21 protein-coding genes, 1 tRNA gene and 1 riboswitch are annotated in these 21,167 nt (G+C 63.2%); of the genes, 7 read left to right on the top strand and 15 right to left on the bottom strand.

Features of this window, described 5'->3' with window-relative positions; translation table 11 throughout:
- Positions 1-91: 91 nt before the first annotated feature.
- Complete coding sequence (locus tag BSZ39_RS06545; RefSeq protein ID WP_073716572.1) at positions 92-1,066, bottom strand: ABC transporter substrate-binding protein; 975 nt, start codon at positions 1,064-1,066, stop codon at positions 92-94.
- 94 nt (positions 1,067-1,160) lie between these two features.
- Between BSZ39_RS06545 and BSZ39_RS06550 the strand changes: the two genes are divergently transcribed.
- From BSZ39_RS06550 to BSZ39_RS06560, 3 genes are all read left to right on the top strand, one after another.
- The gene (locus BSZ39_RS06550) at positions 1,161-2,219 is read left to right on the top strand and encodes a FecCD family ABC transporter permease (RefSeq protein ID WP_073716573.1); all 1,059 of its coding nucleotides are present in this window, start codon (positions 1,161-1,163) and stop codon (positions 2,217-2,219) included.
- An 89-nt stretch (positions 2,220-2,308) separates the two neighbouring features.
- A complete protein-coding gene (locus BSZ39_RS06555) occupies positions 2,309-3,307 on the top strand; it encodes a FecCD family ABC transporter permease (protein ID WP_222842885.1) in 999 nt (332 codons plus the stop codon).
- Positions 3,304-4,080 (top strand): ABC transporter ATP-binding protein, encoded by a 777-nt coding sequence (locus tag BSZ39_RS06560; protein ID WP_073716575.1) that lies wholly within the window; start codon positions 3,304-3,306, stop codon positions 4,078-4,080. The genes BSZ39_RS06555 and BSZ39_RS06560 overlap by 4 nt, the downstream gene beginning before the upstream one ends.
- On the opposite strand, the gene BSZ39_RS06565 is transcribed toward BSZ39_RS06560, so the two are convergent.
- Positions 4,077-4,571 (bottom strand): nucleoside deaminase, encoded by a 495-nt coding sequence (locus tag BSZ39_RS06565; protein WP_342741806.1) that lies wholly within the window; start codon positions 4,569-4,571, stop codon positions 4,077-4,079. The genes BSZ39_RS06560 and BSZ39_RS06565 overlap by 4 nt on opposite strands.
- A gap of 22 nt (positions 4,572-4,593) precedes the next feature.
- Between BSZ39_RS06565 and upp the strand changes: the two genes are divergently transcribed.
- The gene (gene upp / locus BSZ39_RS06570; RefSeq protein ID WP_073716577.1) at positions 4,594-5,232 is read left to right on the top strand and encodes a uracil phosphoribosyltransferase; all 639 of its coding nucleotides are present in this window, start codon (positions 4,594-4,596) and stop codon (positions 5,230-5,232) included.
- A gap of 60 nt (positions 5,233-5,292) precedes the next feature.
- Here the strand turns inward: upp and BSZ39_RS06575 are convergent, their stop codons facing one another.
- The 3 genes from BSZ39_RS06575 to BSZ39_RS06585 form a co-directional block, all read right to left on the bottom strand.
- Complete coding sequence (locus BSZ39_RS06575; protein ID WP_073716578.1) at positions 5,293-6,156, bottom strand: MetQ/NlpA family ABC transporter substrate-binding protein; 864 nt, start codon at positions 6,154-6,156, stop codon at positions 5,293-5,295.
- A gap of 87 nt (positions 6,157-6,243) precedes the next feature.
- Positions 6,244-6,993, bottom strand: coding sequence for a methionine ABC transporter permease (locus BSZ39_RS06580; protein ID WP_425425673.1), 750 nt, complete (start codon positions 6,991-6,993; stop codon positions 6,244-6,246).
- The gene (locus BSZ39_RS06585; protein WP_073716579.1) at positions 6,990-7,988 is read right to left on the bottom strand and encodes a methionine ABC transporter ATP-binding protein; all 999 of its coding nucleotides are present in this window, start codon (positions 7,986-7,988) and stop codon (positions 6,990-6,992) included. Before BSZ39_RS06585 ends, BSZ39_RS06580 begins: the two co-directional genes overlap by 4 nt.
- A gap of 7 nt (positions 7,989-7,995) precedes the next feature.
- Positions 7,996-8,088: riboswitch (SAM riboswitch) on the bottom strand.
- Positions 8,089-8,348: 260 nt separating this feature from the next.
- Here BSZ39_RS06585 and BSZ39_RS06590 point away from each other — a divergent pair.
- Together BSZ39_RS06590 and BSZ39_RS06595 are read left to right on the top strand one after the other, a co-directional pair.
- Positions 8,349-8,741, top strand: coding sequence for a TM2 domain-containing protein (locus BSZ39_RS06590; RefSeq protein WP_073716580.1), 393 nt, complete (start codon positions 8,349-8,351; stop codon positions 8,739-8,741).
- Between the two features lie 24 nt (positions 8,742-8,765).
- Positions 8,766-9,809: an alpha/beta hydrolase gene (locus tag BSZ39_RS06595; protein ID WP_073716581.1), complete on the top strand. Its 1,044-nt coding sequence runs from the start codon at positions 8,766-8,768 to the stop codon at positions 9,807-9,809.
- Here BSZ39_RS06595 and BSZ39_RS06600 read toward each other — a convergent pair.
- From BSZ39_RS06600 to BSZ39_RS06615, 4 genes are read right to left on the bottom strand one after another with little or no spacing between them, the layout of a single operon-like run.
- Positions 9,806-10,831 (bottom strand): MauE/DoxX family redox-associated membrane protein, encoded by a 1,026-nt coding sequence (locus tag BSZ39_RS06600; protein ID WP_143180412.1) that lies wholly within the window; start codon positions 10,829-10,831, stop codon positions 9,806-9,808. The genes BSZ39_RS06595 and BSZ39_RS06600 overlap by 4 nt on opposite strands.
- Before the next feature lie 9 nt (positions 10,832-10,840).
- Positions 10,841-11,416: a TetR/AcrR family transcriptional regulator gene (locus BSZ39_RS06605; protein ID WP_073716583.1), complete on the bottom strand. Its 576-nt coding sequence runs from the start codon at positions 11,414-11,416 to the stop codon at positions 10,841-10,843.
- A gap of 10 nt (positions 11,417-11,426) precedes the next feature.
- Positions 11,427-12,743, bottom strand: coding sequence for an MFS transporter (locus BSZ39_RS06610; protein ID WP_073716584.1), 1,317 nt, complete (start codon positions 12,741-12,743; stop codon positions 11,427-11,429).
- Positions 12,744-12,768: 25 nt separating this feature from the next.
- Positions 12,769-13,764, bottom strand: a complete 996-nt coding sequence (locus BSZ39_RS06615) for a DMT family transporter (RefSeq protein ID WP_143180413.1) — start codon at positions 13,762-13,764, stop codon at positions 12,769-12,771.
- Between BSZ39_RS06615 and BSZ39_RS06620 the strand changes: the two genes are divergently transcribed.
- Positions 13,730-13,996 carry a hypothetical protein gene (locus tag BSZ39_RS06620; RefSeq protein ID WP_143180414.1) on the top strand — a complete coding sequence of 89 codons (267 nt, stop codon included), beginning with the start codon at positions 13,730-13,732 and terminating at the stop codon, positions 13,994-13,996. The two genes, BSZ39_RS06615 and BSZ39_RS06620, sit on opposite strands and share 35 nt — an antisense overlap.
- 86 nt (positions 13,997-14,082) lie before the next feature.
- On the opposite strand, the gene BSZ39_RS06625 is transcribed toward BSZ39_RS06620, so the two are convergent.
- The 6 genes from BSZ39_RS06625 to BSZ39_RS06650 form a co-directional block, all read right to left on the bottom strand.
- A complete protein-coding gene (locus BSZ39_RS06625) occupies positions 14,083-15,210 on the bottom strand; it encodes a serine/threonine protein kinase (protein WP_073716587.1) in 1,128 nt (375 codons plus the stop codon).
- A 157-nt stretch (positions 15,211-15,367) separates the two neighbouring features.
- Positions 15,368-16,297 (bottom strand): carbamate kinase, encoded by a 930-nt coding sequence (arcC, locus tag BSZ39_RS06630; RefSeq protein ID WP_073716588.1) that lies wholly within the window; start codon positions 16,295-16,297, stop codon positions 15,368-15,370.
- Positions 16,298-16,301: 4 nt separating this feature from the next.
- Positions 16,302-17,303: an ornithine carbamoyltransferase gene (argF, locus tag BSZ39_RS06635; RefSeq protein ID WP_073716589.1), complete on the bottom strand. Its 1,002-nt coding sequence runs from the start codon at positions 17,301-17,303 to the stop codon at positions 16,302-16,304.
- 33 nt (positions 17,304-17,336) lie between these two features.
- A complete protein-coding gene (gene arcA / locus BSZ39_RS06640; RefSeq protein WP_073716590.1) occupies positions 17,337-18,560 on the bottom strand; it encodes an arginine deiminase in 1,224 nt (407 codons plus the stop codon).
- Between the two features lie 620 nt (positions 18,561-19,180).
- Positions 19,181-19,253 (bottom strand) — tRNA-Arg (locus BSZ39_RS06645).
- A 147-nt stretch (positions 19,254-19,400) separates the two neighbouring features.
- A complete protein-coding gene (locus BSZ39_RS06650; RefSeq protein WP_073716591.1) occupies positions 19,401-20,972 on the bottom strand; it encodes an SLC13 family permease in 1,572 nt (523 codons plus the stop codon).
- Between the last annotated feature and the right edge of the window lie 195 nt (positions 20,973-21,167).

The following is a 21,167-nucleotide window of genomic DNA, read 5'->3' on the forward strand; positions in this document are numbered from 1 at the left end:
ACAACTATCATCGGCCTCATACCGCCTGTGCAGATCAGCCACCGGCCAGCCGAGTCCACGAACGTGTAGACAACGTCATGACCTCATACACCTAGTCTGCTTTTTCGACCTTGGCCAACATCTCGCGCAGCTGATCCAAGGCCCAAGCACGGCTGCGTGAACTCGGGTCGTTGATCGCCTGCACCAGCGTCGTATCGCCGAAGTAGGTGCCGCCGGAGGCCACTTGCCGAAGCGCTGCAAAGCCGGGCGTCGCACGCAAGTCAGCTTCGCTGCCCTCCTGGGCGTAGATGGCCATGAAGTCAGCATCGAGCACCGAAATATTTTCGGCGGATACGATCGCCCGCCCGGAACGTCCGGGAAGCGATAGGACGGACTCGGGAACCTTCATCCCGAGATCGTAAAGGAAGGAGTTTCCAGGTTCCTTCGGGTCCGTGACGACCCCGATCCCGCGGGACTTTACGTACTGGGCGATGAGGCCAGTCTTGCCCGCCAGCTTCGGCATCTCGTCCTTGGCTTTCTGGAACAGCGCCTGATCGTCGGTGATGACCTTTTCCGCCTCGGCCGACTTGTTGAAGAGCGTGCCGAGGGCAGTAATCTGCTTCTTCCATCCGAGGTCTTCGCCCTCTTTACCGATCGCCCCGAGCGTCGGCGCGATCTTCGACAGCGCCTGGTAGTTTTCTTCGGTAATTCGCCAAAAGTCACCAATGATGACGTCGGGCTCGAGCGCCGCAACCTGCTCGGTGGGGACGGTCGCAAAATCCGTAACTTCGATTCTCTTCACCGACGCTAGCTCTTTGCTGCGCCAGGGAGCGTTTTTGTCAAGGGGAGCTTCGATGACCGCGTCGGGAGTGATCCCCAGCGCTAGCAGGTTATCGACTGCGGTCCCAAGCGCGACGATCTTTTTCGGATTGGCGGGATACGTGTCGGTCCCCCACGCATGGGTGATGGAAACTTGCTCCTTTTCGGACGAATCTGGCTTGTCGGCACCTTGGGCTTTGCTGCAACCAGCGAGCAGCAAACTCGCCGCGCATACCGCGGCCGCAATCTTTCCAACGATGGGCTTCATAGCTGAGGATCCTCACTATTTGGGAATAGGTAAGCCTAACCTTATATGCATGGTAGCCTGTGGGGCGAACCACCCCGATTTGCTCTGGAGAGTCATGGCCGCTGCCCCCACACCACCGTCGCCGGACACGGCGATCACCGTGCCGTACCGGATCGGTTGGCTAGGAATTCTGGTGGTGGGGGTCGTAATCGCCAGCGCACTCAGCTTAGCGATTGGCTCGCGCCCGATGGATGTCAACCGGCTGCTACAGGCCCTGGGTCCGGCGCTGGAATCCTTGCGTAGCGGCTCTACCGGCGGAAGTGACGGTGAGATTATCGCGAACCTCCGTCTCCCGAGGACGATGCTGGCGCTGGCGATCGGCGCGGCCCTGGGAGTTGCTGGTGCGATCGCGCAAGGACATACGCGAAACCCGCTGGCAGAACCTGGCCTCTTGGGGATTTCGGCCGGGGCTGCCTTTGCCGTCATCGTCGCGAACTTCGCGATGGGGTCGGTGAGCACGACGGGAACCATCGTGGCGGCCTTCGTGGGATCGTGCCTGACCGCGGCTCTCGTCTTCGGGATCACGTCGATCGGTGGCGGAACAAAGGCGCTCACGCTCATCTTGGCCGGCGCCGCCGTGACGGCATTGATGACGTCGTTGACATCGGCGCTCGTGCTGTCCGATTCGCGCTCCCTCGACCGGCTGCGCTTTTGGACCATCGGCTCGGTGGCAGGCGTAGACCTCAGCGTCGCCACAATCATCGCTCCGCTCCTTCTCATTGGGTTGCTCGCCGCGTTGGCTACGGCGCCCACGCTGAACCTGTTGAGTCTGGGTGATGACGTTGCCGCGTCATTGGGCGTCAACACGACGGCTGCCCGCTTCCTGGTGATCGGTCTGATCGCTTTCCTCGCCGGCACAGCCACCGCTGCGGCGGGCCCGATCAGCTTCATCGGCCTCTTCGTTCCGCACCTTGCCCGTTCCTTCACCGGCCCGGATCACCGCTGGCTCTTGCCAACGGCCGGCCTTGTCGGCGCAATCGTGCTGACCCTCGCCGATGTGGCAGGGCGAGTCATCGTCCCGAAGGGCGAAGTCGAGGTCGGGGTGGTCCTCGCATTCATCGGCGCCCCGTTTTTCATCACCATCGTTCGTCGTCGAAAGCTGGTATCGGGATGACCACTGCTCATGTCGTACCGGGCCGACGTACTGTCCGTTTCCGATCATTGTCGGCTTCGTGGCGTCCCCGGACCGTAGCTGCTGCTGCCATGTTGTTCGCTGTCGCCGCCGCCGGATTCGTTATCAGCCTGGGCGTTGGGGAATACGGGATCAGCCCGTCAGCGGTGCTCTCGGTGTTGGGCGGGGGCGGTGACGGGTTGGATCAAACGATTGTGCTCGAAACCCGGCTGCCACGGGCTCTCGGCGGGATCGTCGTCGGCGCCGGCCTCGGGATGGCTGGAGCGCTCACGCAAAGCGTGGCCCGCAACGCGCTCGCGAGCCCGGATGTCATCGGAATTACCTCGGGCGCATCCGCCATGGCCGTCACGATCATCCTCGCCGGGTCCGCCCTAGGCGGCGGAGGTTACGGCAGTGCGATTGCGCCCGCCTTAGCGAACGTCGGCATCCCCCTGTCGGCGCTGCTGGGCGCTCTGCTCGTACCCGTGGTGATCTGGCTGCTTGCCTTTCGGCGCGGGATAGAGCCGCTGCGCCTCGTCCTCATTGGCGTCGCGATCTCGGCTCTCCTGCAGGCCTACATCGTCTATTTGATGGCCGCCGCCGATCTGCGTGATGCTACGACGGCACGTCGCTGGTTGTCGGGTTCACTCGTCCATGTGTCGTGGACGGGCGTCCTTGTCATGGGTGTCGTGGTCGTGGTTGCGCTCGGGTTGGCGGGGCTGATGACATTCCGGCTGTCCGTTCTTCAACTGGGTCCGATCGTTGCCCAGTCCCTGGGAGGCCGGGTCAACTCCAGCCAGCTCGTCACCCTGGTGGTGTCGGTGGTCCTCGCAGCGGCAGGTGTCGCGACGGCGGGTCCCATCGGATTCGTGGCTTTCGTGGCCCCGCAGGTGGCATTGCGCCTGGCCCAAACCTCAGCACCGCCACTGGTGACCTCCGCGGCGGCCGGCGCCGCACTGCTCACCTGTGCAGACATCATTTCCCGCTGCATTTTGCCGTGGGAGATCCCGGTAGGGATCGTCACATCAGCCATTGGCGCACCATTCCTGATTTACCTGGTGGTGCAAGCGAATCGAAAGGTCACGGTATGAGTACGCCGGGAATCCAGGCGCGAGGCCTGCGGGCAGGCTATGGCCGCCACCGTATCCTCGACGGTGTCGACATCGACATTTCTGCCGGCAAGGTGACGACCATTATCGGGCCGAACGGAAGCGGAAAGTCGACGCTTTTGCGCTCTCTGTCGAGGACTCTGCCAGCTGACGGGACGCTGCACATTGCTGGCCGTGATGTCCAGCGAATGCCCCGCCGTGAACTTGCTCGGATCATCGGAATGCTGCCTCAAACCCCGGTTGCACCCGATGGAATTATCGTGGCCGACTTGGTCTCGCGCGGACGCCACCCACACCAGAGCTGGCTCAAGCAGTGGTCCACTCAGGATGAGCGCCACGTCGCCCAAGCACTCGAGCTCACCCGCATCACCGATCTAGCGGGTCGACCGGTTGCTTCGCTCTCTGGCGGTCAGCGTCAACGCGTGTGGATTTCGATGGTGCTGGCACAACAGACTCCGCACGTGCTATTGGATGAGCCAACGACATACCTCGATTTGGCGCACGCTATCGATGTCCTCCAGCTCGTGGGTCGGCTGCGCGACGAGTTAGCTCGCACCATCGTTATGGTGTTGCACGATCTGAATCTTGCGATCCGCTTTTCCGACGAGCTGATCGTGATGCGCGACGGTCTGATCGTGAGGCACGGACCGCCCGCGGAAGTGATCTCGCCGCCGCTCCTCGCGGAAGTATTCGGACTCACTGCGTTGGTCGTCCCTGATCCGGTAACTGGCGGGCCGCTGATTATTCCCCGCTAATCGCGCCGCTCGCCGAAAAATCCGGCCATGAGGGCGGCGGCCTCGGCTTCGCGCAGACCCGCGATGACCTCGCAGCGGTGGTTTGAGCGGGTATCGCGCACGACGTCGCGCAGCGAGCCGCAGGCGCCCGTCTTGGGTTCCCACGCACCAAAGACGACCTGGTCGACGCGGGCGAGTACGGCGGCGCCCGCGCACATCGTACACGGCTCGACCGTCACGACGAGGCTGCACCCGGCAAGGCGCCATTCGCCACGTTGTGCTGCGGCCTCACGTAGCGCGAGGACCTCGGCGTGGGCGGTCGGGTCGCCGCTCGCCTCGCGCTCGTTTTTGCCACGGCCGATGATCTGGCCACCCGGATCGAGAACGACGGCACCGATCGGAATATCACCTGCGAGCCCGGCATCGCGGGCGAGCACGAGGGCGTCGTCCATCGCGGAACCGAACCGCTCCTCGACCCAGGCTTGGGTCCTTGTGCCATCACCGTTGCTCACGCATCCACGGTACCGTTAAGACATGCGCTTGCACGTTGCTGACCACCCGCTCATTGCCCACAAATTAACGGTTCTTCGCAAGAAGGACACTCCCTCTGCGACGTTCCGGCTACTCGTCGACGAACTCGTCACGCTGCTCGCCTACGAGGCCACTCGTGATGTCGCCACCGAACCCATCGAGATCGAGACCCCGGTCGCCAAGACGACCGGCACTCACCTCTCGCTCCCGAAGCCCGTCGTTGTCCCGATCCTGCGCGCCGGGCTCGGCATGCTCGACGGGATGACCCGCATGCTACCGACCGCGGAGGTCGGCTTCCTCGGCATGAAGCGCGATGAGGAGACCCTCCTCGTCGACACCTACGCCAACCGGCTGCCCGAGAACCTGTCGGGCCGCCAGGTCTACCTGCTCGACCCGATGCTCGCGACGGGCCACACCCTGATCGACGCGATCGAGTTCGTGCTTGAACGCGGCGCCCGCGACGTCACCTGTGTCTGCCTGCTCGCCGCACCGGAGGGCCTGGAGAACCTCGAAAAGGCCGTCGGCGACCGCGCTGAGGTCACGATCGTCACGGCATCGGTCGATGAGAAACTGAACGAACAGGCCTACATCGTTCCGGGCCTCGGCGATGCGGGCGACCGCCTCTACGGCATCGTCGACTAACAACGAGCGCGGGCCCCGAGGACAACGACATGTCCTCGGGGCCCGCTGCGTGAGCTGGTGCTAGTTCTTGGAGGAGATGACCTCGCCGTTCGGCCAGGTCTTCTTGATGAAGTCGGCGACTTCCTGGCCGTGCAGGATCTCGTCGAGCTTCTTGAGCGCATCGAGCTTTTCGGTGTTCTTCGCGTAGGCGACGAGGTTCGCGTACGGGTTGCCCTCAACGCTCTCGAGCACGATCGCGTCCTCGGCCGGCTTCAGGCCGCCTTCGAGCGCGAAGTTGCCGTTGATGATCGCAATGTCGACATCGGGCAGGACACGCGGCAGCGCCGGCGCTTCGGTCTCGACGAACTGGAGTTTCTTCGGGTTCGCTTCCGCGTTGCCGTCGTAGTCGACGATCGACGCGTCTTCCTTGCCGAGGTCCTTCAGCACGCCTTCCTTCACGAGCAGGCTGAGGGCCCGCGCCTGGTTCGACGGGTCGTTCGAGATGCCAACCTTCGCGCCCTCGGCAAGCTCGGAGATGTTCTTGATCTTCTGCGAGTAGATGCCGTACGGCTCGATGTGGACGCCTTCGAAGTGCTCGAACTCGTAACCCTTGTCAGCGATCTCGGCCTTCAGGTAGGGCAGGTGCTGGAAGTAGTTCGCGTCGAGGTCACCCTCCGACAGGGCGACGTTCGGCTGGACGTAATCGGTGTATTCGACGACCTTGAGGTCGATGCCGGCGGCCTCAGCGAGGCCCTGATCCTTCACAAAGTTCAGGATCTCGGCGTGCGGGACCGGGGAGGCGCCGACGGTCAGCCGGACCGTGCCGCCCGCCGAAGACTCGGGCGCGGTGGTGGAATCGGTCGAGGAGGAGCCGCCGCAGGCGGACAGGGCGAGGGCCGCGGCGGCGATCGCCGCGAGGGAAACACGAGAGGTAATGCGAGACATTGGACAGTCCTTTCAATGCATGAAGGTAGGGGAAAAGAAGGTATGAGGGGGTGCTGGCGAAGCGGGATAGCTCCGGTTGGCGGGTGCCTAGCGGTGGTCCACCAACCGGCTGAACATATCGCCTAGCATCTGGACGACCTGCACGATGAGGACGATGACGACGACCGTCGCGATCATGGTGTCCGACTGGTAGCGCTGGTAGCCGTAGTTGTAGGCGAGGGTGCCCAGGCCACCGCCGCCGAGCACGCCGGCGATCGCGGAGTAGCCGACGATCGTGATGACCAGGACCGTGATCCCCTGGACGATGCCGGGCAGGGCTTCTCGCACCTGGACGCCGAACATCACCTGGCGGCCGGTCGCGCCCATCATCGTCGCGGCCTCAACCTTGCCGGGGTCGACGGCGAGCACGCTCGTTTCCACGAGGCGCGCGAAGAATGGGATCGCGGCGACCGCGAGCGGCAGCACCGCCGATGTCCAGCCGATCGCGCTGCCCATGACGAGCCGCGTGAACGGGATAAGGGCGATCATGAGGATGATGAACGGGATCGAGCGCCCGATGTTGACGATCGCTCCGAGGACCGAGTTCACCGCCTTGTTGGCGAGCACACCGCGCGCCGACGTCGCGACGAGTAGCAGCCCGAGCGGCAGCCCGAGCGCAACCGTGATGAGCGAGGACAGGCCCGTCATGTAGAGCGTCTCGAGGGTCGCGGGCCATAACCGCTTCGAGATGGCCGGGTTATCGAACCACGTCGGCTTATCGGCGGCGAGCTGGGCGATCGTTGCCACGCCCGTTACGTGCGTCGTGGCGTAGGCGGCAGCAGCGGCAGTAATACTCACAGCGCGACCTCCACTCCGTCTTTCCGACGCACCTGCACGGCATGGCCATCACGCCACAGGGCATCGCGCGCCTCATCAGCCCGGTTCGGCGGCACGGACACGGCGAGTCGGCCGACCTGCGCGCTGCCGATCGTCTCGAACGTTCCGGCCGCGATATCGCCGCCGAGGTTCGCTACGGCCGACAGCACGCGCGCGCCCGTCGGCTCACCGGGGTGCGAGGTGAACATGACGTCGAAGATGGTGTAGCCCGACAGGTAGTTATCGTCGGGGATCGCCGGCGGCGGCACGAGCGAGCGCGCGAGCTTGCTCGTCTGGTCCGCGACGATGTCCTCGAGCTTGCCGGTCTCAGCGACACGGCCGGAGTCAAGCAGCGTGACCGAATCGCAGATCTCGCGCACGACGCTCATCTCGTGCGTAATGATGACGACGGTGACGCCGAGAGCGTCGCAGACCTCGCGCAGCAGGTGCAGAATTGCGTCCGTCGTATCGGTATCGAGCGCCGAGGTGGGCTCGTCGGCGAGCAGGACGGGCGGCCGGGTCGCGAGCGCCCGCGCGATGCCGACGCGCTGCTTTTGCCCGCCCGACAGCTGCGAGGGATACGAGTCGCCGCGGCCTTCCAGGCCGACGATTGTCAGGAGTTCATCGACGCGTTCGCGGATCTCCACCTTCGGCGCCCCCATGATCTGCAGCGGGTAGGCGATATTCGCCGCGGCCGTGCGCTGGTCGAAAAGGTTGACGTGTTGGAACACCATGCCGATGCGCCGACGCAGCGCCCGCCGGGCGCGCGTATTCGCGGCCGAGACCTCAACATCGTCGACGACGACCCGCCCGCTCGTGGGGCGCACGAGTCCGGTGAGGCATCCGACGAGCGTCGACTTACCGGCACCAGACGGGCCAACGATGCCGTGGATCGTCCCGCGCTCGACCTCCAAATGGACATCATCAAGCGCGGTCACGGGGCCGTAGATCTTGCCGACCCCCTCGAGCGTAATCACTGGGTATCCTCCATCGGTCCCGGCCTTAGCACCCTCACCCGAATTCGGGGGGTTGCTGCAGCGTCAACGAGCCGGGTCTCTCAGCTGCTCTGGATGGCTTCCACGGCCCAGCTTAGACGACTTTGCCGCGTCATTGCGACGCCGTTTCGTCCCGGCCGGGCTCGCTAAGCTATCCGCCGCACAAAACTACCGAAAATCCCGTGGTTTGCGCGCGAAAATGAGGCGTACCTCGCGCCCGTCCATCATGTGGAACGAGCCAAAATTCGCCCTCGCAGATTCTTGCCTAACCTCTGTGCCTCCGCGGATAATGAGCGACGGGAGGAGTTCGCCCCCAGCGCGAATCTGGAACGGAAGGCCGCCATGACGACGCCACACGGACAGCCGCATCACAACCGCGAGCCGCGTTACCGCTCGCAGACGCCGCCGCCTTACGTCAACTCGAACGCGGATCAGTATCCGCAATCCGGCCCCTACCAGCAGCCCTACCCGCAACAGCCTTATCCCGCGTACGCGGCACAGAAATCGGGCGTCGCGGCCGGCATCCTCGGCATCCTGCTCGGCGCGCTCGGCATCCACAACTTCTACGTCGGCCGGATCGGCCTCGGGATCGCCCAGATGCTCATCACCGTGCTCTCGCTCGGTTTCCTCGCGTTCATCCCCGCGATCTGGGGCCTCATCGAAGGAATCTTGTACCTCGTCAGCACCGAACCGCGCTGGCGCCACGATGCCCACGGCTTACCACTCACCCGCTAGACAAAAGTGCGAGAGGATTAGGGCATGGACTTAAGCCAGCTTGCCCTAATCGACGATATCCTGCCGGATTTCGTATCCCGGCCGTTGCCCGTCAGGGTGACCGACGCGATGCCCGGCGCCGACCGTGCGACGCTCGTCCACCACCGTGAGCTGTTGCCCGACGCGCAGCGCGCGATCCTCTACCTGCCGGGCTATTCGGACTATTTCTTCCAGTCGCAGCACGCCCGCGACTGGCGTGAGCACGGCTTTGAGTTCTTCGCCCTCGACATGCGTGCCCAGGGCCGCAACCTGCTGCCCGACCCCGACGCGCCGGATGGGCCCCTGCCCGAGTACGTGCCCGACCTGCGCATCCGCCACGAAGAGATCGCGCTCGCGATGGATACGCTGCGGCGCCGCTATGACAAGATCGCGATCCTCGGCCACTCCACCGGCGGCCTCCAGGCGGTCATGTACACCTACCGCTATACGCCCGTCGCGCACCCGTCGGTCCGGGCCGAACGCGGTGGGGCGCTGCGCTACCGCACCCCGCACCGCCTCGCGCCGGATGCGCTGATCTTGAACTCGCCGTGGTTCGACCTGAACGAGAACGTCGCTAAGCGCACGCTTGGCACGTCGCTCATCTCCGCTGTCGCGCGCATCGAGCCCCGCCAGATCATTTCGGGCCTCGACCCGGCCTATACGGAGGACCTCGTCGCCCAGGAATCGGGCCGCTGGAATATCGATGCGCGGATCAAACCGATCGATGGTTTCCCGATGCGGGCCGCTACCTTCGCCTCGATCCGGGCCGCGCACCGTCGCCTGGCGCGTGGGCTCAACCTCGACGTCGCGACGCTCATCTGCCATTCGGCGCGCTCGGGCGCGAACTCGAAACCCACGCCGCAAGAGGTCGCGACGAGCGACGTCGTCCTCAATGTGAAGGACATGGTGCGCCTGGCGACGGCGGTCTCCATCAACGCGCAGACGTACGCGATCGAGGGCGGCAAACACGACCTCGCGCTATCGGCCCCGGAGGCGCGCAAGATCTACCTGCGCCGGATCACCGACTTCGCAGAACTCACGCTGTACTAAGCGAGCAGGCCAGATACACGCAGTTCGGCAGCGATATCCTCGACGAACTCGATAACGTCCTTGCTGCCCTTCACGGGCCCGCCGGCGAGCTTGGCGTCCGTGCCGAGGAGCACCGCGCCAGGGTTGCCGAGCCGCATCACGCGTGCGACGCGCCGCTGCGGATCGCGCAGGACGATGACGCCTTCGGCGCCCCCAGGTAGCTGGAATTCGTCTCCGTCCTCGATCAACGCGTAGACGGCGACGATGCTGCCAATACGCTTGCGGATTCTCGGCAGCTGGTCGATCACGTCCTGGCACGCCGAGCACGAGCTCGACAGCGAGATCACGAGGCCCGCCTGTTGCGTTAGGAACGTCAGCAGGGAGCGCGCCTCGCCGTTCGCCGTGACGACGTCGAGATCCGGGACCGGATGCCGCACGTAGGCGACCTCGAGCTCGTCGCGCTGATCGGCCAGCGCCCGATATAGCTGCTGCTCGTATTCCTGGGTCGCGCGCACCTCTCGCAGGTCGGCGTCGTCCCGGTAAAAACCCCAGGCCGACAGCGCGGCAGCGGCGACGACGAGGAGTGCGATCGCCGCGGTTCCGGGCGCGCGCAGCGCAAGGTCGATCGGACCATCGCCACGCAGGTGCCCGACGAGGGCGAGGGAGGCAAGCACGAGGAAGCCGATATTGCGAAAGACAGTCGCTTGCGACATCGGGGCCGACGCGGCCCCGAAGCAGTGGCACGGCACCCCGCGCCCGGTCGCGACGGCCGACGCGACGAGCAGGGTAAAGATCGCCACGAGGATGACGGCCGCGACCGCAGCGATCGTCCCCGCGATGCCCGGCAGCAGCAGGCCGAGCGCGATCGCGAGCTCCCCGTACGGCAGCGCCGTCACGGCCCACGGCTTCGCGAGCGCCTTCGGCACCGCGAGTCGCCGCCACGTGGCAATCTGTTGCCCCATTGGCGTGGGGCTCACCAGCTTGCCGATGCCGCTGGCACACAAGATGGCCACCATAAGCAGGGCGGCGATGGTCGTAGGCACGACGTCAGATTATAACACTTGAGCCAGCATCTGCCGCGCGGTTTCTCGCAAGTCTCGCCCTTCCGAAATCGCGGAGACGGCGGACCCATCGACGACGGCGACGATGAGCTGCGGGGACTTCGTAATCCCGAGGTGGGTCAGCACCCGACCGATCGCCTCATCGAGCCGTTCACGCCCCGCGGCATACGCGGTCGCGACCGGAGCGGTACTGGCCGCCTGCAGGAGCTGGAGGTAGTGGTTTTCTAGGTTGTCGTTCGGCGGCAGGCACGCCTGCAAAATTGCGCCCACGACCCCATCGAGAGTTGTGGGCGGCGGCTCCTTTTCCACGGCGATCGCGACCTGTTCGGCGCGGTGCGCCCACAGCCGGATATTCACCTTGCCCGCCTCGGCGAGCAGTTCATCGAGCCCGGAGAAGTAGTACGTCGTGGCCGACAGGGAGCACCCCACCTTCCGCGCAACCGACCGATGCGAGACGGCGACCGGGCCTTCTTCGCGAATCATCTCGGCGGCGGCTTCCACGATGGCCATGCGGCGGAGTTCGCCGCGGGCCCTGCGCTGGACGGGCGCTGCGTCATTGTCAGCCATACTTTTTACCTTACTCAGTGCGCAGCGGTTGGTGCGACCACTCCTTCGTCAGGATCATCCCGATCATCGCGAGCGCCGAGATCCCGACGAGATACCAGGCGGGCGCGAGCGTGCTCCCGGTGACGGAGATGAGCCACGTCGAGATCGCGGCCGCCGTCCCACCGAAGATCGCGTTGGCGAGGTTGAAGCTCAGCGCGAAGCCGGTGTAGCGCACCTTGGTCGGGAACGTCTCTGCGAGGAAGGTCGCGAGCGTCCCGTCGTTGGCGGTGAGCAGGACGTTGAAGACGATGAGCACCGCGAGCACGGGGATGAACGTCGGTGTCTTCAACATGAGGAACAGCGGAACCGTGAAGATGATGAACCCAAAGCACGCGGAGATGAGCATCCGGCGCCGCCCGACGATATCGGACAGGTGTCCCATCCCGAAGATCGCCCCGACGTAGACGACGAGCGCGATTGATTGCGCGACGAACGCGGGCTGTTCGTCCATGCCGAGCTCCTGGGTGAGGTAGGTCGGCATGTAGGACAGCACGAGGTAGAACGCGACCGCGTTCAGCGTCGCGACCCCAAACGAGATCGCGAGCTCACGGAAATGGTGCTTGAACACGTACGTGACGGGCACGCGCACGGCGGGCGCCTTGGCCTTTTCTTCACTCGCCTCCTGCATCTCGCGGTAGACGGGCGAGTCCTCCAGGTGCGTTCGGATATAGCGCCCGACGAGGCCCAGCGGCAGCGCGAGCATGAACGGGATGCGCCACCCCCAGCTCTCGATCTGCGCATCCGTGAGCATGGCGTACATTCCCGTAATAAACAGCGAGCCGACGAGCAGCCCCGTTGCCGTGGAGGCCGGCACGAGCGAGGTGTACATGCCGCGCTTTTCGCTCGGCGCATACTCCGACAGGAACGTCGCCGCTCCCGCGTACTCCCCCGAGGCCGAAAACCCCTGGATCATGCGCAGCAGCAACAGCAAGATGGGCGCCGCGATCCCGATCGTGGCGTACGGCGGGATCAGCGAGATCGCCGCCGTCGCCATCGTCATGATGAGAATCGACCAGCTGAGCGCCCATCGGCGACCGTATTTATCCCCCCACGTCCCCCACAGCATGGCGCCGATCGGACGCAAGATGAATGACAGCGCGAAGATCGAAAAGGTCGCGATCCGTTGGGCGACGGGGTCCGCCTGCGGGAAGAACACGTGACCGATGACCACCGCGAGGTAGCCGTAGGTCGCGTAATCAAACCATTCGACGAAGTTCCCGATAAAACTCGCCGTGGCGGCCTTGCGGAGCGCCGAGTGTTGCTCGGCGTTCCTGTCCGTGCCAGACATTCGTACTCACCTTCCCGTGGGCTCGTTAGCGGATGGGGTCGCCTTCTTCGATGGTGTGTGCGCCCGCGTCACGCCGACGTGCCTTATTCAGCAGGTCGACGATGATGGGGCCGACGCCACCGGCGATGATGAGCAGACCACCGATCGCGGCGAAGAAGGTCATGGCTTCCTTGAAGAAGAAGACGCCGAAGAAGAGCGCGACCACGCATTCCCAGTAAGAAATACACGACATCTCAACGGCGGGAAGGTTACGTCCAGCGACGACGAGGAAGCCGAGCGCGATGAGGCCGCAGAAGAAGAACAGGCCGGCCGCCCACGTCCAGTTGGTGGTGCTCAGCGCGCTGATCTGCGGGCGCATGACCAGCGACATAATTCCAGTCGCGACGGCGGCCCACAGGAAGTTCCACGTGCCGCGCACATCGGAGTCCATGTCCTGGCGGTAGCCGTAGAAGAACAGCGCGAGGCCGTAGAAGACGCCGGACAGGAGACCGACGAGGTCACCGAGAGCCTTTTGCGGGAAGTCAGGGGTCGACGCCGACAGGTCGATACCGAATTGGATGCCCTCGGGCGTCATTTTGACGAACTCGATCGTAAACAGCATGCCGAGGAACACGAGGGTGAGGAACAGTGCGTTGAGCGCAGAGATCTTTTCCTTGCGGAAGATTCTCGCGAGTAACGTACAAAACAGCGGACCGGTGTAAATCAGGAAGACGGCGTTCGCGATCGACGTCAGCAGCGTCGAGGTGATGTATAGCGCCAGCGAGGTGCCAATACAGACACCGCCGGCGATCACCGCGAAACTCAGGCGAGACTGGCGAAACGCGTAGAAACGCTTCGTCACTAACAAAATAATGAGGAAACCGATTAGCCCGACGGTCATACGGCCGAAGGCGAGGAAGCTACCCAAATACTGTTTAATCTCGGGGTCGATCCCGCCGGTCGCGCCGCGGGAGAAGAACCCGACCATACCCATGCCTGTCGCGGATATGAGCATCGCGATAAAGCCGAGCTTTTTATTCATGACATACGGCTCGGTGGCCGTGGTGTTTTTCGTCGCCGTGGACATCGTTGTGGCCTATCTGTGGATTCGCGAGGGTACCGCTGGCCACGGCCCATCCGATTTCCGTGGCCAGCGGGGTCTGAAAGAGGTCCAAAGGAGCAGGACCTGGCGAGTTTTCGTCGTCGAAAACCTCACCAAAAAGCTATGGGAAGTCGCTGCCATGGGGCAGCAGGCGTCGCTCGCGCGCACCTAGTGAGGGGCACGGTGGTGGCGCAGCGCAGGCCACGCCACCACCGCTATTGAGGTGTGTCAGCCACTCACGCGGCTAACGGGAGCGAACTAGACGAGGGTGGGATCCTCGACCTGGTTCGGGAAGTAGTCCTCGCAGCCGCCCTCGCGATAGACGTCCGCGGTCGCGCAGTGCAGCGCACCGCCGAACGCGTAGGCATCGCGGAACGGAACGGGGATCGGGTTCATGCCGAGCTTGTCCATCTGCTCGAGCTGGTTGTGCTCGGAGGCTTCGACGATGACGTTCTTGTGGTCGAGCACGAGGCAGTTCATCGACAGCCAGACGGACGAGTAGCACAGCGGCGGCGGGGTCTCGTGGGCCGGCATCGCGGCGTCGACGATCTCCCAGTCGTTGGCTTCGAAGATCTTGCGCTGCTCTTCGGGCAGACGACGATGCGGGTTGTTGATGATCAGGCCCGGGCGCAGCGGCACGAACGTCGCGTCGATGTGGATCGGGTACGGGTCGCCGGGGAAGTTCACGGCATGCACGCGCAGATCCGGGTACTTGCGCTTCATCCACTCCATGGCCTTGCGGTTGGTGGTCAGGCCGTGCTGGACGAAGAGGTCCTTGCCGAGGCGCAGCACGTCGGCCGCGTCGAACATGATTTCTTCTTCAGTGGTGACGAAGTCCTTGTTGGCGGTGCGCTCCAGGCGCTCTTCCAGCGAGACCTTCTCGTCGTAGTAATTGTGCTTGTAGGACTTGTCGGTCAGGCGCGGGCGGGGAGCCTGCGACCACAGGAACTCCGGGTCCTCATCGAAGTACTTGCTAAGCAGCGGCCAGTAAGCGAGGTATTCCCAGTAACGGCAACGGAAAGACATCGGGGCCGCAATAATTTCCGAACCAATGGTAAGCAGCACGTCGCGAGGCGGCATGCAGGTCATCATCGAATCAGTACGGAAATCCGGGGTAATAACAGGCTGATTCCACTGCAACGGAGTCGGACGATCAACCTTAACGCCATGATCTTCCAAAACCTTCGCCAGATTATCTAGCTGCGCATTAGCCTTCTCAACGGTCTCGAGCGGACGGGGTCCCCACATACCGCGCATCTCGGAGTCAACCGGCACCTTTTCCGAGGTAGCGGGCTCTTCGTTCGGGATGACCGAGTTATCGGCACGACCCACAATGACATGCTTCAGTGGATCAAAGTCGTTCCATGAATTGACGATCTTCGCCATGGTTGTAACTCCTTTTTTCTCTGGCGGGCTTCGTTGCCGCCAGGACGGGTGACGCATGACGCTCATGCGTCGGCTTGTCACCGGCTGCCGCGTCGGTGCGGGGCCGGACGAAGGTGGGGGTGTGGGCGGGCGGGATCACCCGCCCACACCGGGTGGGCTAGGTGCCCGGGTTGTACTCGCCGTCGCGAGTGATGATCGTACCGGCTTCGCCAGCGATGATCTTCTGGGCATCGGCCAGGCGGCCGATGGCGGCTACGCCGCCGGTGGCTTCGACGAACTGGATCGCAGCCTCGACTTTGGGGCCCATCGATCCTGCGGCAAAGCCCTTGTTACGGAGCTCATCCGGGGTGGCCCGGTTGATCTCGGTTTGTTCGGGGGTGCCCCAGTTTTCCATGACCGCCGGAACGTCGGTGAGGACAATGAACATGTCCGCGCCAACTTCCTGCGACAGGACGGCACCCGAGCGGTCCTTGTCGATGACGGCTTCGACGCCAACGAGCTTGCCGTTGTCGTCCTTCTTCACGGGGATACCGCCACCACCGACGGCGATCACCGTGACGCCGGCATCCACGAGTTCCTTGATCGTCTTGATCTCGACGATTCCCTGCGGGATCGGCGAGCCGACCACGCGGCGGAAGTACGGGCCGTCGGGCTTCATGACCCAGCCACGCTCGGCCTCGAATTCCTTAGCCTGTTCTTCCGTGTAGACCTCCCCGACGAACTTCGTCGGGTTATCGAATGCCGGGTCATCGGCGTCGACGAGGGTCTGGGTGACGGTGCAGACGACTTCCCGGTCCGGCAGCGCGTTACCGAACGCGTGCTGGAGCCAGTAGCCGATCATGCCCTGGGTCATGGCGCCGAGCGTGTCGAACGGGTAAGGCTCGGAGAGCTTTTCATCGTTCGCGGACTGCAGCGCGATGACGCCGACCTGCGGGCCGTTGCCGTGCGTGACGACAAGCTCATGCTCGGCCGCGACCGGGGCGAGGGCATCGACCGCGGTGTTGACGTTATCGATCTGGATCTGGGCGTCGGGCTTCTGCCCGCGCTCCAGCATGGCGTTTCCGCCGAGGGCTACAACGATGCGCATCTGGCTACTCCCCGAGGGTCGCGACCATGACGGCCTTGATCGTGTGCATGCGGTTTTCCGCCTGATCGAACACGACCGACGCTTCGCTTTCGAAGACCTCGTCGGAGACCTCCATGGACTCCAGGCCCGTCTTCTGGAAGATGTCTTCGCCGACGGTGGTGTTGCGGTCGTGGAAGGCCGGCAGGCAGTGCAGGAACTTGGTGTTCGGGTTGCCAGTGGCTTCCATGAGTTCCTTGTTGACCTGGAAGTCCTTCAGCAGCGCGATGCGCTCGTCCCAAACTTCCTTCGGCTCACCCATCGAGACCCACACGTCGGCGTACAGGAAGTCACAGCCCTTGACGCCTTCCTTGGGATCGTCGGTGTGGGTGATCTTCGCGCCGGTTTCCCTCGCGATCTCGTTGGCCTTTTCGATCCACTTGTCCTCGTTCCACAGGGACTTCGGACCGACGATGCGCACGTCCATGCCGAGCATCGCGCCGGAGATCATGAGGGAGTTGGAGATGTTGTTGCGGCCATCGCCGAGGTAGGCGAAGGAGATCTCGTTGTACTCCTTGCCGGAGTGCTCCTTCATCGTGAGCATGTCACAGAGCATCTGGGTTGGATGCCAGTCGTCGGTCAGGCCGTTCCAGACCGGGACGCCGGACATTTCGGCGAGGATCTCGACGTGTTCCTGCTTCTTGCCGCGGAACTCGATGCCGTCGTAGTAGCGGCCGAGGACGCGAGCGGTGTCCTGCACCGACTCCTTGTGACCCATCTGCGAGGAGACCGGATCCAGGTAGGTGATCTGTGCACCCTGGTCGTAGGCTGCCACCTCGAAGGAGCAGCGGGTGCGGGTCGAGGTCTTTTCGAAGATCAGGGCAATGTTCTTGCCCTTCAGCGTCTGCTCTTCGCGGCCTTCCTTCTTGGCGGCCTTCAGTTCGGCCGACAGTTCGAGGAGCGAAAGCCACTCTTCAGGGGTGAAATCGAGTTCCTTCAGGAAGTGGCGGCCGTGCAGTGCGTGCTTCATAGTGTGGATTCCTATCGATGGGTAGGGATGGGATTAAATGCCATCGCGGTCAACCGGGCAGCTCATGCAGCGTGGTCCTCCACGACCACGGCCGAGCTCCGAACCGGGAACTTCGATGACCTCAATTCCCTGCTTCCGCAGGTACGTGTTCGTGGCGACGTTGCGTTCATATCCAACGACGACGCCGGGGCTGACAGTCAAGAAGTTGCAGCCGTCATCCCACTGCTCACGCTCGGCCGCGAGGGAATCCTGCGGTGTCGTGAGGACGCGCACCTCGGGCAGGCCGAGGGCAGCGGCGATGACATCGAACATCTTGTCTGGAGAGTTGTAGGTGACATCGAGCTTGCCGGAGGATTCGCCGGGGCGAATCGTGTTCGAGACGAGCATGCCCAGGTTGCCGTAGGCGGTGAAGGATTCCTCATCCAACATCGTCATGACGGTATCCAGGTGCATGAGCGCTCGAGCGCTCGGCATGTGCAGGGCGACGATCTCGTCGGCGCGGCCGGCATCAAAGAGCCGGTGTGCGAGCCGCTCCACACCTTGCGGCGTGGTGCGTTCAGACATTCCGACGAGGACCTTGCCCTTGCCGATGACGAGGACGTCGCCACCTTCGATGGAGGCAGGTCCTTCGTCATTCGCATCGGACCAGCTGTTGAACTCCTCGTTCGCGAACTTCGGGTGCCAGCGGTAGATGGCCTCGTAGTTGACGGTTTCGCGCTGGCGCGCGTCCATCTTCATCGAGTTCACCGCCACCCCGTCGTACACCCAGCACGACGTGTCGCGAGTGAAGAGGTGGTTCGGCAGCGGGGTCAGCGCGAAATCATCGGGGCCGAGCATGTCAAAGACGACCGACTTCGGGTCTCCGACTTCCTTGAATACCTCTTGCTTGGTCATGCCGGCGACGAGGACTTCCGCAAGCTTGTCGGACTCTAGGCGGTCTGCATAGTTGCGCAGTGCATCGGTGGCCGACAGGCCGTAGCGACGTTCGTCGAAGACGTGATCCAGAATGTGGGAGCGGGCTTCGGGAATATCCAGCGTCTCGGACAGCAGATCCTGGAAGTACAAGACCTCCGTGCCCTGCTCTCGCAGCACCTCAGCAAACTGATCGTGTTCTTTTTGCGCTTCCTTCAACCAGACAATGTCGTCGAAGAGGAGCTGATCCTTGTTTGTGGGGGTGAGGCGAGCAAGTTCTTGACCGGGGCGATGAATAATTACCTTGTGAAGCTTTCCAACTTCTGAATCAACGCGGTACGTCATCGTTCCTACGCTCTCTCGTGATTATCACGTGGTCGGTACGGTTTTAGTGTGTCGGTTCTGGTACGCTCGTACCAGGGACCTTGGTCCCGGCGGTATCAAAACCAGCCGAAATTTGAGCAAACTTTTGGGACGCTCTCCCACCTCGCTTCCATGTCTTGGGACGACGTCGTTATCGTTCCGTTACCCCGAGTCTGACACATTCCGGAGCAAAATACAGGAAACGAAAGCTGAGAAAACCCTGAAAACCTGCACAAATCCGGGCCATTCACCCTAATGTGCAGATTCCCACCGGCATTGATCGGCGTGTTCACTTGCACTTGAGAGACGACCTGTCGGGACATTCGCACAGTGAAATTAGTGACAGGACATCTATACGCGCGTCGTGCGTCATTTGATTACTACGAAGTCTTGACAGCGTCAGCGGCCCTTGATCCACAAAAAAGCGACGGCCGCCACAGCGATGCCACCAGCGGCGACTGACGCCCGACCGGGCAGCGCGCGTGGGCGACTGCTGCGGAATGCTCGGCGACAGAATCAGCGATTGCTACAGCGCGCACCCGCGGCATTCGCACACAGGTCCAGATACGCAAAAAACCGCGAAATCGCGGGCTTTTCAAAAGCGCGCCCGGAGGGACTCGAACCCCCAACCTTCTGATCCGTAGTCAGATGCTCTATCCGTTGAGCTACGGGCGCTGGGCCTTTCGGCACCCTCAACAATACCTGCCTAGTCCCCGCGCCACCAAATTCTGGGGACGGTGATTCCGGCGACATTTCGAAAGCGGTCGGCGGGCGGGACTTACCCGCGCACGCCGACCGCTTTCGAGCGGTGACGAGAGATCGCTAGAGCGATATGCCAAGAACGGCGACGCCGAGCGTCATCGTCACGAGCGTGATGAGCACGATGCCGATGATGTTCAGCCAGACACCGCCACGGATCATGTCGCTGATCCGGATGTAGCCGGTGCCGTAGGCGATGGCGTTCGGCGGGGTCGCGACCGGCAGCATGAACGCACAGGTCGCGGCGAGCGCCACCGGGACGACGAGGAGCATGACGTCCTGTCCGATGCCCATGGCGACGCCACCCATGATCGGCAGGAATGCCGCAGCGGTCGCGGTGTTCGAGGTCATTTCCGTCAGGAAGATGACGAGCGCGGCGATTGCGACGACGAAGAGGATGATCGGCAGGCCATTGAGTCCCTTGGCGTTTTCACCGATCCAGGCCGACAGGCCATTAGCGGAGAACATCGCCGACAGCGACAGGCCGCCACCGAACAGGAGAAGGACGTCCCAGGGGATGTGCTTAGCGGTATCCCAGTCGAGCAGCGCGACGCCGTGCTTGGGGTGGACGGGGATGATGAACAAGATGAGCGTGATCGCCATGGCAATGAGCTCATCGGTGATACCCGAGTCCTTGAACAGGGTCGGCAGGAAGATCCACGAGAGTGCGGCCAGGACGAAGACCATGCCGACGAGCTTTTCACCTCGGGACATCGGGCCCATCTTGTTTAGTTCCTCGCGAATGAGTGCCTTGCCGCCCGGAATCTCGTCGATTTCCGACTTGAACAGGACGTTGGTCAGCAGGTACCACGTGATGAGCAGGAAGCCCCACGCCAGCGGGACACCGAAGAGCATCCACTGGCCGAAGCCGATCTCGATGTCATGGTTGTCCTTCAGGTAGCCGCGCAGCAACGCGTTCGGGGGCGTACCGATGAGCGTGGACAGCGAGGCGATCGACGCGGCGTACGCGATGCCCAGGACGAGCGAGATCGCGAAGTTCGAGCGAACCTTGCCTTCGGAGTCCGTCTTCATCTCCCCGATGAGTGTGAGCACGGAAATACCGATCGGCAGCATCATGACGGCGGTCGCGGTGTTCGACACCCACATGGACATAAAGCCGGTCGCGACCATGAAGCCCAAGATCAGCTGCTTCGGTCTCGTGCCGACGGCAAGCACCGTAATCAGCGCGACGCGACGGTGCAGGTTCCAGCGCTGCAGCGCGAGCGCGAGGAAGAAGCCGCCCATGAACAAGAAGATGGTACCCGACGCATAGGGCGTGGCGGCCGCCTTGAAATCGGCGACCTTGAAGGCGGGGAACAGCACGAGGGGAATGAGCGCCGTGGCCGCCAGCGGGATCGCTTCGGTCATCCACCACACGCCCATGAGGACGGCGACTGCGGCTGTGAAGGCGAGGCCATGCGAGGTGAAACCAGGTTTGCCCGCTTCTACCGCCTTATCGGAGGCTGCCTGCAGCGCGTCCGACAGGTTTTCGGGCATCAGCAGGTACACGATGACCGCGAGGACAACGCCGACTGCCATACCGATGAGCTTTCGAGCCAACGGCTTTCCGGTAATGATCGGGGCATCCTCGCCAGCCGCATGGGCTGTACTGGGAACAATTTCTGGTGTACTCACGCGAACCTCCACGTCACAGGGGAACTGGTAGGGCAAGGATACGGTGATACGGGTTACATTGTGCGAAGCCAATGGTAACGAAGTGATGACGATTCACAACTCAAGCCGCGCCGCCTGATTAACGCCCCACGTTAGTGCGTTTGCCTTGAGTTAATACGTCATAAGACATAAGAAAACCCCCTTTTCGGGGGTTTT

The organism is Bowdeniella nasicola (assembly GCF_001907295.1).
Classification (GTDB): Bacteria; Actinomycetota; Actinomycetes; order Actinomycetales; family Actinomycetaceae; genus Bowdeniella; species Bowdeniella nasicola.